A 14,375-nucleotide genomic window follows, 5' to 3' on the forward strand; every position below is an offset into this window, starting at 1 on the left:
CGCATGACCGCCGACATCGACACGCGGGTGATCGCGGCGCACCGCCGCGGCGCCCCCAGCTGGGTGCACAAGCTCGGACGTTCCCTCGTCGACATCGTCCTCGTGCTCTGGGCCGCGGCGACGATCACCTTCATCGCGCTGCAGCTGATCCCCGGCGACCCGCTCGACAAGCTGCTCGCCGGCGTGCAGGAGGCGACCCCGGAGATGCGCGCTGAGATCGCAGCCCACTACGGGCTCGATCAGCCGCTGATCGTGCAGTACTTCTCCTATCTCGCGGGCATCGTGCGCCTCGACTTCGGAGTGAGCTACCTGCGGGCGACCCCGGTGGTCGACCTGCTCTTCAAGGAGTTCGGCTCGACGGTGGAGCTGACGGTCTGGGCGATGATCGTCGCCGTCGGCGTCGCGGTGCTGTTCTCGCTCGCGACCTCGGGCAGGCAGCGCCGGGTGCGCTTCCTCGCGCAGGGCTTCGAGCTCGTCGCGGTGTCGATTCCCTCGTTCTGGCTCGGGATCCTGCTGATCACCCTGTTCTCCTTCAGCCTGCGCTGGCTGCCCGCGTTCGGCAACGACGGCCCGGCGAGCCTCGTGCTGCCGGTGATCACCCTCGCGGTGCCCCTGATCGGCGTGCTCTCGCAGGTGCTCAGGGAGCGCATGGAGCACACGCTCCACGAGCCGTTCGTCACGACGATCCGCGCGCGGGGGCTCGGGGAGACGCGTCTCCGCACCGATCACGTCCTCCGCCACGCGAGCCTGCCCGCGCTCACCCTGAGCAGCGTGATCTTCGGTTCCCTGCTCAGCGGCACGGCCGTCGTCGAGACGCTGTTCGCCCGGCCGGGGATAGGCCGTCTTGCGGTCTCCGCGGTGCAGGACCGGGACATCCCCCTCGTGCTCGGCTTCGTCGTCTTCGCGGCCTTCATCTTCATCGTGATCAACACGATCGTCGACATGCTCTATCCGATCATCGACCCGAGACTGCGACAGGGGAGACCATGACGGCCACGATTCCCGGAAGCGCCGCCACCGCTCCCCAGAAAACCTCCCGCCGCTCCGGCGTTCCGCCGTTCGGCGTGCTGCTCGCGATGGTCGTGTTCGCGCTGCTGCTCGTCGCGGCGGTCGCCCCCGGCCTCTTCGCGACGCACGACCCGCTGTTCGGCAGACCCGCGGATGCGCTGCAGCCCGCGAGCGCGGCGCACTGGCTCGGCACCGACCAGCTCGGGCGCGATCTCTACTCGCGCATCGTGCACGGCGCGTTCTACTCGATCTCGCTCGGCATCGGCGCCACGCTCATCGGCCTGCTCGGCGGCATCCTGCTCGGAGTCGTCGCGGGCTATGCGAGCGGGATCCTCGACCGGGTGATCACACGATTCCTCGACATCCTGCTCGCCTTCCCCGAGGTGATGATCGCGCTGCTGACGATCACGATCCTCGGGCCCGGCCAGTGGAGCCTCATCTGGGCGGTCGGCCTCGGGCGCATCCCCGGCGCCGCGCGTCTCGTGCGCGCGCAGGTGCTGCAGGTGCGCGGATCCGGATTCGTCGCGTCGGGGCTGGCGCTGGGGCTGCGGCCGTCGGTGCTCGTCACCCGCCACGTGGTGCCCAACAGTCTCGGGCCGGTGCTCGTGAGCTCCGTGCTCGGCGTCGGCGTGAGCATCATCTTCGGCGCCGCGCTCAGCTTCCTCGGACTCGGGTCCGTGCCGCCGACCCCGGAGTGGGGACTCATGCTCTCGGAGGCCCGGCAGTATCTCAGCATCGCACCCTGGATCGCGGTGTGGCCCGGTGTCTTCATCACCGTCACGGTGATCTCGGTCACGGTGACCGGGCGCTACCTGCAGCAGCGCTTCGTCTCGAAGCGGAGCTCCCTGTGAGCGCCGCAGCGGTCGGAGCGGTGAGCGCTCCGGAGACCGCCGCCGCGATCGATGCGCTCGTGCGCGTCGAGAATCTCAGCGTCGCCTTCGACGGTACGACGGTCGTCTCCGGCATCGGCTTCACCCTCGAACCCGGACGCTGCGTCGCGCTCGTCGGGGAGTCGGGATCGGGCAAGAGCGTCACGGCGCGCAGCCTCCTCGGCCTCGCCGGGCGGGGATCGACCGTCACGGCCGATCGCCTGACGGTGGGCGCGCACGACCTGCTGCGCCTCGACGAGCGCGAGTGGCGCGGGCTCCGCGGCCGAGAGGTGGGTCTCGTGCTGCAGGACGCGCTCGTCTCGCTCGATCCCCTCGTGAACATCCGCGGTCAGCTGAACGAGCCCCTCCGGCTGCACACCGAGCTGAACCGGCCGGAGCGCCTCTCGCGGTCCGCGGAGCTGCTCTCGGAGGTCGGGATCGCTGATGCAGCACTCCGGCTCCGCCAGTACCCGCACCAGCTCTCGGGCGGGCTGCGGCAGCGCGCGCTCATCGCGAGCGCCGTGGCGGCGAACCCCAGGGTGCTGATCGCCGACGAGCCGACGACCGCGCTCGACGTCACCGTGCAGAAGCAGGTGCTGGCGCTGCTCGCGCGCCTGAAGGCTCAGGGGACCGGGCTGCTGCTCGTCAGCCACGACCTCGCCGTCGTGTCCTCGCTCGCGGATGAGATCCTCGTGCTGCGGGGCGGGGAGCTGGTCGAACGCGGCGACCCCGACGCGGTGCTCCGGGATCCGCAGGCCTCGTACACGAAAGAGCTCATCGCCGCGATTCCCTCGGGCAGCTCCCGGGGCACCCGGCTGTCGAAGCTCCCGCCCTTCTCCTTCGCCGATCGGCGGGTTCCGGCCGCGCAGCCGCTCGCACCGGGGAGCGCCGATCCGGCCCCTCCGGTGATCGAGGCGCGCGCACTGAACAAGGTGTATCCCCGCCCCGGGGGCGGCGGTACCCAGGTGCTGTTCGACGTGTCGTTCGACGTGCGCCGGGGCACCACGCTCGGGCTGGTCGGCGAATCCGGATCGGGCAAATCGACCGCCGCCGGAATCGTCCTGGGCCTGACGGAGCCGAGCTCCGGCGAGGTCCGCCTCGACGGAGAGCCGTGGTCGAGCGTGCCGGAGCGGAAACGGCGAATGCGGAGGCGGCGGATCCAGACGATCTCGCAGGATCCGCTGGGCTCGTTCGATCCCCGCGACTCCGTGCGCGCGATCCTCACCGAGGCGCTCGGCGCGGCCGGCGTTCCCCCGGAGGACCGCCTGGACCGGGCCGTGCAGCTGCTCGAGCAGGTCGGGCTGCGGGGCGAGCACCTCGGGCGCCACCCGTTGGAACTCTCGGGCGGCCAGCGGCAGCGCGTGTCGATCTCGCGGGCGCTCGCCACGGATCCGGAGGTGATCGTCTGCGACGAGCCGGTCTCCGCGCTGGACGTCTCGATCCAGGCGCAGGTGCTCGATCTGCTGACCGATCTGCAGGATCAGCTCGGCGTCTCGCTCCTGTTCATCTCGCACGACCTGGGAGTGATCCGGCACATCGCCCATGACGTCGCCGTGATGCAGCACGGCCGCATCGTCGAGACCGGGGAGCCCGAGCAGATATTCGAACAGCCCGAACACCCGTACACCAGAGAACTGATCTCGGCGATACCGAGACTGTGACTCCGATTCTTCCCATTCGCACCATTCCCGGCGGCGGCATCGCGCGGCCGGTCCATCCAGTAAGGAACCCATCATGACACGCAGACCACTGCGCCGAGCGGCCACCGGCCTCGCTCTCGGCCTCGCCCTCGCTCTCGGCCTCGCCGCCTGCTCCTCGGGAGACACCGGGTCAGCGGGCGCGGACGATTCGAGCACCGCCCCCGTCGCGGGCGGAACGCTCACCTATCTCGCCAACACCGAGCCGCCCACCTGGGACAGCCAGGTCGTCCCGAGCCTGAACGTCAACTCCATCAACTCGAGCATCTTCGATCAGGTGGTCGCCCAGGCGGAGGACGGCACGTACCACCCGTATCTCGCGACCGGGTGGGAGATCTCGGACGACGGGCTGAACTACACCTTCACCCTCCGCGAGGACGTCGTCTTCCACGACGGCTCCCCGTTCAACGCCGAGGTGCTCAAGCAGAACCTCGACCGGCCGCTGAACGAGCCGGGCCTCGCGACGTCGTCGAGCTTCATCGAGTCGACGGAGGTCGTGGACGAGTACACCCTCAGCGTGGATCTCGCGCGCCCGAACGCGGCGTTCATCCACCAGCTCTCGACTCCGCACTGGCCGATCTACTCCGGCAAGGTGCTCAGCGAGACCGAGCCGGGCCAGCGCAGCGCGGATCCGACGCTGTCGATCGGATCCGGACCCTTCCAGGTGGCCGAGTACGTCGCGGGATCGAAGCTCGTGCTCGAGCGCTTCGAGGACTACGCCTGGGCTCCCGAGACCCGGGACCATCAGGGCGCCGCGTACCTCGACGAGGTCGTGATCCAGTTCGTGCCGGAGCCCCAGTCGCGCATCGGCTCGCTGAACTCCGGTCAGGCGGACGCGATCGACCAGGTACCGCCGCTCAACATCCCCGAGGTGGAGAGCGCGGGCAACCAGATCATCACGCAGGACAACACGGGCACCCCGTGGCTGCTGAACATCAATCCCAATCTGGCTCCGTTCGACGATGAGAACGTGCGTCTCGCGTTCCGCTCGGCGATCGACATCGACGGCCTGCTGCAGAGCATCTACGCCGGCGTCTACGAGAAGGCGTGGAGCACGACGCTTCCCGGCACACCGCCGGCCGGTTCGTTCGACGAGGATCTCGTCGACTCGTGGGGTTACGACCTCGACGAGGCGATCGCCCTGCTCGAGGAGGCCGGGTGGACCGAGATCGACGGCGACGGCTACCGCGTCAAGGACGGCGAGCGCCTGCACCTCGACTGGTACGTCGACAGCCTCTACGCGCAGACCGATCAGCGCCAGCAGCTGGGCGAGGCGATTGCCTCCTCGCTGAAGGAGGCCGGCTTCGAGGTCGAGCGGATCCCGTTCGACACCGGCTCCTTCGGCACCGAACTCGCGAAGGGCGAGCACCACCTCGCCGATTCGTCGCGCGGCTTCGCCGACGTGGGCACCTCCGTGGTGCCGTTCGTCTCGACCCAGATCCCGCGCGAGGGCTTCACGAACGGCATCAACTACGGCCTCGTGAACGACCCGGATATCGATGCGCTCTACGGCACCATCTCCACCTCGCTCGAAGCCGATGAGCGGATCGATGCGGCGCACGAGGCGCAGTCGCTGATCCTGGATCGCGGCTACGCGGTGCCGGTCTACATCCCGAAGAAGATCGTCGGCACCACCTCCGCCGTCAACGGATGGTCGTTCGACGCCGTCGGCTACACCGACAGCTTCTTCGACGTCTGGCTGAGCGAGTAGCCGGCCCCTCCCCGCGGTTCCGGGTGCCGCGCACGGCGCCCGGAACCGCCTTCACCATCACACCAGCCTCCTGAGGGCGAAAGGACTCCCGTGCCCCGCATCGATCTGTTCTACTACGGCGACGTCTCCTCCGGGCAGAGCCCGGCCCAGCTCTACCGCGACATCGAAGAGCAGGTCGTGCTCGGGGATCGACTCGGCTACAACGGGGTGTGGATCACGGAGCACCACTTCCGCTCCCGGGGGGAGGTGCCGGATCCGCTGCTGCTGCTCGCGCGCCTGAGCGGCAGGACCGAGCGCATCCGCCTCGGCACGGCGATCGTGTGCGCGCCGTACTACGATCCGATCCGGCTCGCCGAAGCCGCGCTGCTGCTCGACGCGCTGAGCGGCGGGCGCCTCGACCTCGGCGTCGGGACCGGCATGACGAGCGAGCAGTTCGCTCGCGTCTTCGACTTCGAGGCCGAGGACGCCGCTGCGCGGGCGAGGGAGATCCACGAGATCCTCCGGATCGCGATCGATGAGGGCGTCGTGAACTTCGACGGCGAGTTCTACCGGTACCGGGACGTGGAGATATCGCCGCCCGCCGGACGCCCGGCCCGCGATCTGATCTGGACCGCGGCCGGCCGGAACGCGACCGGCCTGGCCCGCGAGCACGGCTACCGGCTCATGATCCCGCGCCCGCTGCCGCTCGCGGAGCGGCTGCGCATCAACGCCGAGTACCGGGAGGCGGTGCCGAACGGCGAGGTCGTGCACCTGCGCTCGGGCCTCGTCGCACCGACCCGGGAGCTCGCGCGGCAGCGCGCCGTCGAGTTCCTGCGCGAGTACGCGGGCGTCTACCTCGCGACGGACTGGCGGGGCGGGCCCGACAGCGAGAGCTTCGACGACATCGCCGAGAAGCTCAGCTTCGCCGTGGGAACGGCGAGCGAGGTCGCCGACCGGATCTGGGAGTGGACCGAGCAGTTCGGCGGTACCGAGCAGACGGCGATCCAGTTCCAGGGCCCGGGCATCGCGCACGCGCACGCGCTCGAATCGATCGAGCTCTTCGCCGCGGAGCTGCCGGGCCTGCAGGCGGACGCCCCCCGCACCGCCGTTCCGTACGCCGATCCCGGAATTCCGCACCGGCCGCTGCCGCGACCTACGACGCCGTACCGCGAGGGCATCGCGGAGCCCGACGTGGGGAGCGCGCCGCCCGGCGCCTTCGACACTCCCGCAGCCGACCCCTCGGCGGCACTCTCGAGCACATCACACCCGCGACCGTAAGGCACATCATGAGTGAGCACCAGACCGCCCTCGGCGGAACCACCGACCCGCTGGGCACGACCGAGATCGGCTCCCGGCTGCGGATCGGCTTCATCACCCACCTCGACCAGCACGACGACACGAGCACGATCTATCGCGAGAACATCCGGTTGTTCCAGGCACTCGAAGCGCAGGGCTACGACAGCGCCTGGATCGCGACCCGGCACTTCTTCTCCGGCTGGGCGGCGCTCCCGAGCCCCTACGCCTTCCTCGGCGCCGCGGCGGTCAGCACCGAGCGCATCAGCCTCGGCACCGCCGTGCTGCCGCTCGTGCTCGACGACGCGGTTCGCGCCGCGGAAGAGGTCGCCGTCATCGACCACCTCTCGAACGGCCGGCTGCTGCTCGGGATCGGGAAGGGGGTGCCCAGCGACTCCTTCCACGTGTTCGAGGCGTGGGAGGAGGACCGGGACGGCAACTTCGAGGGCAAGGTCGAGCAGCTGCACTGGGCGCTTCGGGGGAGCGCGGTCGAGGGCGGCAGCGCCTCGATCTGGCCCCAGAACCGCGGCCTCGAGGGCCGGCTCTTCCACGGCAGCTCGAACATCGAGACGATCAGGCGAGCGGCTCGCCGCGGCGACGGGCTGATCCTCGAACGGTTCGGGAACGGCGAGGAGCGCACGCCCGAGGCGAGGCGGGCGTTCCAGCAGCGTCAGGCGGACTCGGTCATCGAGTACCGCGAGCTCTTCGCGGAGACCTGGGGCGAGGAGCGCACCCCCTACGTCGTCACCTCGCGCACCGCGTACCCGGGCGCAACCACGGATGCGGCGCTCGCGGAGGCGGGCGAGAAGGCCGGCCGCTGGAACGAGTTCGCGGCCACCATCGGACGGGTCGATGCCGATCGCAGCGTCGCGGAGCAGCTGCTCTCCGACAACTTCATCTGGGGCGACGCCGAGGCGCTCGCCGCCGATCTGCTCGACGACCCGACGGTGCTGCTGAGCGATGAGATCGTACTGGGGATCCATCCGGCCCTGCACACCATCGACGAGACCATCGACAAGGCGGAGGCGCTGATCGAAGAGGTCGTGCCGAGGCTCCGGGCCGGCTGGGACGAGCGGCGGCACCCGCTGCTTCGGCACCCGGTGCTGCGGCACGGAGGTGCGAGATGAGCACCTCGTCGGGTGGAGCGCGGAGCGTGCTGGAGGGATCCGTCTGGGAGGCGGAATGGCGCGAGTGGCACGCCGCCCGCGAGCGCTATGCGACCGACCCGGGCGGGCCGGCGTCGCTCGCGGGCACCTACTGGCTGCTGGCTGGGGCGGGCGGCGAGCTGCCGGGCGTCGCGGGCGTCTGGGCGGCCACTGGCGACGCCGAGCGACCGGTGCGCGGCACCGGGCTCACCGGGAGCGGGTATCGCACGGGTGACGGCGGGCCGGTCGGCGAGCGGATCGACCTCGCCGCCGGCGAAGAGCTGTTCGACGGGGATCGGCGCTTCAGCGTCTTCGCGCGGGACGACAGCTACGCGCTGCGGGTGTTCGATCCGGAGACCGCCGCCGGGAAGCGGATCACGGGGATCGACGCGTTCGCGCCGGATCCGGCCCTGCGGGTGACGGCGGTGCGCGAGACGAGCGGTGAGACGGAGACGGTGACGCTCGTCGACGGGTTCCAGAAGGACGAGGTGATCGACGCCCGGTTCGTGTTCGAGCTCGATGGCGAGGTGCTCCGTCTCAAGGCGAGGTGGAACGGATCCTCGTACTCGGTGGTGTTCGGGGACTCGACGAACGGGGATCTGAGCTACCGGTTCCGCTTCCTCCGCATCGAGCAGCCCGCCGAGGGGGATCCGTGGACCATCGATTTCAACCGGGCGTTCCTGCCGCCGTGCGCGTTCAGCGACCACTTCGTCTGCCCGCTGCCGCCCGAGGGGAATCGACTGCCTGTCGCGATCCGGGCCGGCGAACAGCGGCTCGCCGTAGCCGGGTCGGCGGCCTGAGGCACGGTTCCGGGCCGCGGGCACCCGGCGGCTCGGGGTCCCGGGGAAGCCGGCGATTCCGGGTCTCGGGCGTCCGGCCGTCCCGGGTTCCGGGCACCCGGCGATCTCAGGACGGGGTGAGTGCGCTCGCCGTCCTCCGGGCCCGGAACTCGGCCGCTCGCGCCTTCCCGCCGCAGCGCTGACTCGTGCACCAGCGGCGGTTGCCGGGGCGGGATCGATCCACGAAGAGGTGGCTGCACGGATCCATCTCGCACCGCTTCAAGCGCTCGGCGGGGGTCTCGGTGAGCACCTCGACCGCATCCTGGGCGAGCAGCGGGAGCAGGGAGAGCGCGTCGAACTCCTCCGGCCGCTCGGGTTCGAACCCGTCGTGATGCAGCGACGTGTGAGGGCGCCGCATCCCTGCCGCGGAGTTCAGCACGGCTCGGTGATGGGAGGAGGGGCGGTCCGCGCCCGCGATCCTCTCGAGCGTGAGCTCCCGGATCGCCTCCCGCAGCTCGGCGAGCATGAGGAACTCCGCCGCGGTGGGGTCGCGGGTGAGCTCCGGGATCCCGGTGAGGCGCAGCCACTCGTTCAGCCGCTCGGCGCTGTACAGACGGTCGGTTCGCACGGGCGCATCCCAGGCGAACATCGTCGCGCAGAAGCTCAGGGAGACCTGGTCCGAGATGAAGACCGAATCGAGCTCCTTGGCGATCCAGCTCGGCAGGTCGCTCCGCTGGGTCGCCGCCCGGTTCGCGGTGAAGGCCGCGATGGAATCGTGACTCGCCGATACGTCCCTGTGATCGATCACGCCCATGCCGCGGAGCCTCCTCGAATGTGCCGCATGCCTCCGAATGTGCGTCCGCGCGTCTCTGCCGCGCGCTCGCACCGCCGGTGCTCCGATCAATCTATCGCAGGATCGCCCGCTGCTCCGGCGGGGTGCCGCGAGTGCTCGGCCCGGGTGCGGAACGACGAGGGGCCCGCTCCGGCGAACCGGAGCGGGCCCCTCGGGCGTGCGCTGAGGATCAGGCCCCGGCGGCACCGGCCTTGAGCTTGTCGTGCGTGTTGAGCGCGCGGAACGCGAGCGCCGCGAGCGCGCCGCCGACGAGCGGGGCGAGGAAGTAGAGCCACAGGCTCGACCAGGCGAAGTCGCCGTGCACGGCGAGGCCGAGCGCGACCGCGGGGTTGAAGCCGCCGCCCGAGATCGGTCCGACCGTGAACGCGCCCACGACGACCACGGAGCCGATCGCGAGACCGTAGAACGAGTTGCCCTCGGTGTCCTTCGAGGTCGCGACGTTGAGCACCACGTAGACGAGGATGAAGGTGAAGACCGCCTCGACCAGGAACGCGGGGCCGACCTCGATCGCCTTCGCAGTCTCGGGAGCCGCGAAGATGAAGCCGGCGACGAGCGCGCCGAGCGCACCGCCGACGAGCTGGGCGATCACGTAGGCGACGAAGTCGCCGGCGCTCAGTGCGCCGCGCAGCAGTGCGCCGAGCGAGACGGCCGGGTTGAGGTGCGCGCCCGAGAGGTGACCGGTCGCGTAGATGAGCACCATGAGCGTGAAGCCGATGGCGAGAGGGGCGAAGTCGCCGGCGTTGTTGATCGCAGCGACGATCGCGAAGACGAACAGGAACGTCGCAAGGGCTTCGGCGACCGCGTTTCGCACGGTACCAGTCATGTCGACTCACTTTCTTGGAGCAATCGGATTTGCTTGATTGCGTCCATTATGTCAAAGCGGTGTGTCGCGGTCAGGAGTGTTGCGCGGTGTCGCCTCGGTCCGTCCGATTCGCGCGGCCGGACGGGTTCGCTCTCGCGCTACCTGGCCGGTGGGAAGAAGGGGATCGCGATCCTCGGGTTCACGATCCTGGATCCGGCCGACGCCACCCCGATGCAGCACACCGTCAGGTGCGTGATCCAGGTCGCCCACAGCAGGAGATTGGGGACGAGCATGAGCGGGGACAGTTCCGATCCGATCTTCGTCGTTCCAGTGAGTACGAGGTGCATGATTCCGATGAGTACGACGAGAGCGGTGCCCAGGGCCGCGGCGAGCGTCGGCGTCAGTACCCAGTTCGCGGCCAGGCGCGCGTTCTCGCGCACCAATGGTTCCGGATGGCGGCGGTTCTGGGCCGCGGCCACTCCGAGCAGGATCGGAGCGAGGACTGCTCCGATGAACGGAATGAACCAGAGGAAGCCGAGCGCCCAGAACCGCACGCCCGACGGTCGCGCCGGCGCAGGGTGGGAGCCCGGCGCAGGGAGGTAGCCCGGCGTCTGGGCATGGCCGACGTGCAGCGCTTGAGTCGGGTGGTGATGAGTCACGTGTGTTCCCCCTGCAGGAAGCGGCCGGGTGCTTCGCCGGCGTGTCTTGACGGCGGGTACCACCCTAACTGAGTGTTGATTCTCAACCGAGGGGATCGGGGTCGCCAGGCGGCGAGCGGTGGCGCGAGCAGTCCCTCACACCGCCGGGTGCGCGCCGCCCTCTCCGGTGGTGTGGCCCTCCGGCTCGATCTGCAGGGTCACGTGCTCCGTGTCGAAATGCTCGTGCAGGCAGGCGCGCAACTCGTCGAGGATCGCGTGGTAGTCGCGCTCGCTCCACGCGGTGTCCGTCACGGTGACGTGCGCGGAGAACGCGGGCACACCCGAGGTGATGGTCCAGGCGTGCACGTCGTGCACCTCGATCACGCCGGGAACCGCGAGCATGTGGCCGCGGGCCGCATCGACGTCGACGTGCTTGGGCGAGGCCTCGAGCAGCACGTCGACCACGTCGCGCAGCAGACTGACGGCGCGGGGGAAGATCAGCAGTGCGATGAGGATCGAGGCGATCTGATCCACCGCGTTCCATCCCGTGAACATGATGATCACGCCGGCGATGATGACCGCGACCGAGCCGAGCAGGTCGCCGAGCACTTCGAGGTAGGCACCGCGCACGTTGAGGCTCTCCTTCTGGCCGGAGCGCAGGATGAGCAGGGAGACGAGGTTGGCCGCGGCGCCGATGACGGCTGCGATGAGCATGGGGCCCGAGTGCACCTCGACCTCGGATCCGAACCGGGAGATGGCCTGCACGAGGATCACGATCGCGATGACCCCCAGTACGATCCCGTTGACCAGCGCGGCGAGCACCTCGACCCGCAGATAGCCGTAGGTGCGCTTCGAGGTCGCGGGCAGCCCGGCGATGAGGCTCGCGATGAGTGCGATGGCCACTCCGGTCGCATCGGTGAGCATGTGCCCGGCATCGGCGAGCAACGACAGCGAGTTCGAGATGAGGGCGCCGATCACCTGCACCACGAACACGGTGAGGGTGATCGAGAGGACGAGGATCAGGCGCTTGCGGTGCTTGCCGGTCGCGGTGCCCGCGCCCTGCAGCCCGTGATCGTGCCCGTGGCCGTGCGCGCCCGCGAGGGAGCCCGGCCGCTCGGGGTGCCCTGCGCTGAACTCGGCGTCGCAGGAGTCCGCCGGTCCGTGCTCCTCGTTCATGCTGCCGACCATATCAACCCCGCTGCTCTTCGAGAGTGACGGAGCCGGTGAAGCGCCTGAGGCGGAGGCTGTTGCCGACGACGAAGACGCTCGAGAAGGCCATCGCGGCTCCGGCGAGCATGGGATTGAGCAGGCCGAGCGCCGCGAGCGGGATCGCCGAGACGTTGTAGGCGAAGGCCCAGAACAGGTTGCCCTTGATCGTGCCGAGCGTGCGGCGGGAGAGCCGGATCGCGTCGGCCGCGCTGCGCAGATCGCCTCGCACGAGGGTGATGTCGGATGCCTCGATGGCGGCGTCGGTGCCCGTGCCCATCGCGAGGCCCAGGTCGGCCTGCGCGAGCGCGGCGGCGTCGTTCACGCCGTCGCCCACCATGGCGACCACCCGGCCCTCCTGCTGCAGCTTCGAGATCACCTCGGCCTTGTCGCTCGGCAGCACCTCGGCGATGACCCGGCCTGGAAGGCCGGCATGAGCATCGTCGCGGCCTGGAAGGCCGGCATGCGCACCGTCCCGGCCTGGAGGGCCGGCATCGCCGCCGCGTTCGATCCCGACCTCCGCCGCGATCTGTCGCGCCACCGTCTCGTTATCGCCGGTGAGCAGGATCGGGGTGAGGCCGAGCTCGCGGAACTGGCGGATCGCCTCGGCGCTCGTCGGCTTGACGCTGTCCGCGACCACGAGCACTCCCCGGATCTCGCCGTCCCAGGCGACGAGCACGGCGGTGCGGCCGTGGTTCTCGGCGTCCTCCTGGGCCGCCTGCAGCGCGGGATCGAGCGCGATCGACCACTCCTCGAGCAGCGTGCGGCGGCCCACGAGCACCGCGCGGCCCTCGACGACTCCCGAGACGCCCTTGCCCTGTGTATTGCGGAAGCTCTCGACGTCGGGCAGGTCGATGTCGAGCTCCTCGACCGCGCCCTTCGCGATGGCCTGGGCGATCGGGTGCTCCGAGGCGTCCTCGAGCGCGCCGGCCAGGCGCAGCAGTTCGGAGCGCTCGGTGCCCTGCGCCGGGATCGCGTCGATCAGGGTCATCTTGCCCGTGGTCACGGTGCCGGTCTTGTCGAGCACGATCGTGTCGACGCGGCGGGTCGATTCGAGGATCTCGGGTCCCTTGATCAGGATCCCGAGTTGCGCGCCCCGGCCGGTGCCCACGAGCAGCGCGGTCGGCGTGGCGAGCCCCAGGGCGCACGGGCACGCGATGATGAGCACCGCCACCGCGGCGGTGAACGCCGATGCGGCGGGGAAGCCGGCGCCCAGCCAGGCCCCGAGCGCGAGCACGGCGATCGCGATGGCGATCGGAACGAAGACGCCCGAGACCCGGTCGGCCAGGCGCTGCACCTCGGCCTTGCCCGACTGCGCGTCCTCGACCAGCTTCGCCATCCGGGCGAGCTGGGTGTCGCCGCCCACGCGGGTAACGCGCACCACGAGCCGGCCGCTCGTGTTGACGGTGGCGCCGGTCACGGCGTCGCCGGGGCCGGCCTCCACCGGCACGGACTCGCCCGTGAGCATGGAGGCGTCGATCGCCGACAGCCCCGACACGATCACGCCGTCGGTCGCGATCTTCTCGCCCGGCCGCACGATGAACTCGTCGCCGACCGAGAGCTCATCGACGGGGATCCGCGCCTCGGCGCCATCGCGCACGACCGCCACGTCCTTGGCCCCCAGCTCGAGCAGGGCGCGCAGAGCCGCTCCCGCCTGCCGCTTCGAGCGCTTCTCGAAGTAGCGACCCGCGAGGATGAACATCGTCACGCCCGCGGCGACCTCGAGGTAGATGTTGGCGGTGCCGTCGCTCGGGCTGATCGAGAGCTCGAAGGGGTGGGTCATGCCGGGTACGCCGGCGGTGCCGAAGAACAGGGCGTAGAGCGACCACAGGAAGGCGGCGCTCGTGCCGACGGAGACGAGCGTGTCCATCGTCGCTGCGCCGTGCTTCAGGTTCATCCACGCCGCGCGGTGGAAGGGCCAGGCCGCCCACACGATGACGGGCGATGCGAGCGCGAGCGACGCCCACTGCCAGTAGTCGAACTGCAGGGCGGGGATCATCGCCATGAGGATGACCGGCACGGAGAGCACGATCGAGCCGATGAGCCGCTGGCGCAGTGCGATCAGCTCGGGGTCGGGGGCCTCCGCATCGTCCCCGGTCTCCTCGGCGCCGGCGTCCATCACCTGCGCGGCGGGCGGCTCGGGCAGGGCGGCGGTGTAGCCGGTCTTCTCGACCTCGGCGATGAGCAGATCGGGATCGAAGCCGGCCGGTGCGCGCACCTTGGCCTTCTCGGTCGCGTAGTTGACCGTCGCCTCGATCCCGTCGAGCCGGTTCAGCTTCTTCTCGATGCGCATCGCGCACGAGGCGCAGGTCATGCCGCCGATCTCGAGCTCGTAGCTGCGCTCTGCGGATGCGCTCCCCGCGGAGTCGCTCACGGTCTGTGGTGTCGACATGGT

The 14,375-nt window shown here is 70.2% G+C and carries 12 protein-coding genes; 7 read left to right on the forward strand and 5 right to left on the reverse strand.

The window, feature by feature from the left end; all coding sequences use genetic code 11:
* Positions 1 to 3 precede the first annotated feature (3 nt).
* From AMS65_RS05490 to AMS65_RS05520, 7 genes are all read left to right on the forward strand, one after another.
* Positions 4 to 990 (forward strand): ABC transporter permease, encoded by a 987-nt coding sequence (locus tag AMS65_RS05490; RefSeq protein ID WP_053383136.1) that lies wholly within the window; start codon positions 4 to 6, stop codon positions 988 to 990.
* Positions 987 to 1,859, forward strand: coding sequence for an ABC transporter permease (locus tag AMS65_RS05495; protein WP_053383137.1), 873 nt, complete (start codon positions 987 to 989; stop codon positions 1,857 to 1,859). Before AMS65_RS05490 ends, AMS65_RS05495 begins: the two co-directional genes overlap by 4 nt.
* Positions 1,856 to 3,538: a dipeptide ABC transporter ATP-binding protein gene (locus AMS65_RS05500; protein WP_053383138.1), complete on the forward strand. Its 1,683-nt coding sequence runs from the start codon at positions 1,856 to 1,858 to the stop codon at positions 3,536 to 3,538. The genes AMS65_RS05495 and AMS65_RS05500 overlap by 4 nt, the downstream gene beginning before the upstream one ends.
* A 73-nt stretch (positions 3,539 to 3,611) precedes the next feature.
* Entirely contained in the window at positions 3,612 to 5,285 is a 1,674-nt protein-coding gene (locus tag AMS65_RS05505; protein WP_053383139.1) for an ABC transporter substrate-binding protein, read from the forward strand.
* Between the two features lie 90 nt (positions 5,286 to 5,375).
* Entirely contained in the window at positions 5,376 to 6,542 is a 1,167-nt protein-coding gene (locus AMS65_RS05510; protein WP_053383140.1) for an LLM class flavin-dependent oxidoreductase, read from the forward strand.
* Between the two features lie 8 nt (positions 6,543 to 6,550).
* Positions 6,551 to 7,684 (forward strand): LLM class flavin-dependent oxidoreductase, encoded by a 1,134-nt coding sequence (locus tag AMS65_RS05515; protein WP_053383141.1) that lies wholly within the window; start codon positions 6,551 to 6,553, stop codon positions 7,682 to 7,684.
* On the forward strand, positions 7,681 to 8,502 hold the full coding sequence (locus tag AMS65_RS05520) for a DUF1684 domain-containing protein (RefSeq protein WP_053383142.1): 822 nt from the start codon (positions 7,681 to 7,683) through the stop codon (positions 8,500 to 8,502). The genes AMS65_RS05515 and AMS65_RS05520 overlap by 4 nt, the downstream gene beginning before the upstream one ends.
* A 106-nt stretch (positions 8,503 to 8,608) precedes the next feature.
* On the opposite strand, the gene AMS65_RS05525 is transcribed toward AMS65_RS05520, so the two are convergent.
* From AMS65_RS05525 to AMS65_RS05545, 5 genes are all read right to left on the reverse strand, one after another.
* Positions 8,609 to 9,295: a CGNR zinc finger domain-containing protein gene (locus AMS65_RS05525; RefSeq protein WP_053383143.1), complete on the reverse strand. Its 687-nt coding sequence runs from the start codon at positions 9,293 to 9,295 to the stop codon at positions 8,609 to 8,611.
* Positions 9,296 to 9,503: 208 nt separating this feature from the next.
* Positions 9,504 to 10,157: an MIP/aquaporin family protein gene (locus AMS65_RS05530; RefSeq protein ID WP_053383144.1), complete on the reverse strand. Its 654-nt coding sequence runs from the start codon at positions 10,155 to 10,157 to the stop codon at positions 9,504 to 9,506.
* 137 nt (positions 10,158 to 10,294) lie between these two features.
* Positions 10,295 to 10,795 (reverse strand): hypothetical protein, encoded by a 501-nt coding sequence (locus AMS65_RS05535; protein ID WP_157502105.1) that lies wholly within the window; start codon positions 10,793 to 10,795, stop codon positions 10,295 to 10,297.
* 135 nt (positions 10,796 to 10,930) lie between these two features.
* The gene (locus tag AMS65_RS05540) at positions 10,931 to 11,950 is read right to left on the reverse strand and encodes a cation diffusion facilitator family transporter (RefSeq protein WP_083451532.1); all 1,020 of its coding nucleotides are present in this window, start codon (positions 11,948 to 11,950) and stop codon (positions 10,931 to 10,933) included.
* A gap of 13 nt (positions 11,951 to 11,963) precedes the next feature.
* On the reverse strand, positions 11,964 to 14,372 hold the full coding sequence (locus tag AMS65_RS05545; RefSeq protein WP_053383146.1) for a heavy metal translocating P-type ATPase: 2,409 nt from the start codon (positions 14,370 to 14,372) through the stop codon (positions 11,964 to 11,966).
* Positions 14,373 to 14,375 lie beyond the last annotated feature (3 nt).

This window comes from Leucobacter celer subsp. astrifaciens (assembly GCF_001273835.1).
Taxonomy (GTDB): Bacteria; Actinomycetota; Actinomycetes; order Actinomycetales; family Microbacteriaceae; genus Leucobacter; species Leucobacter celer.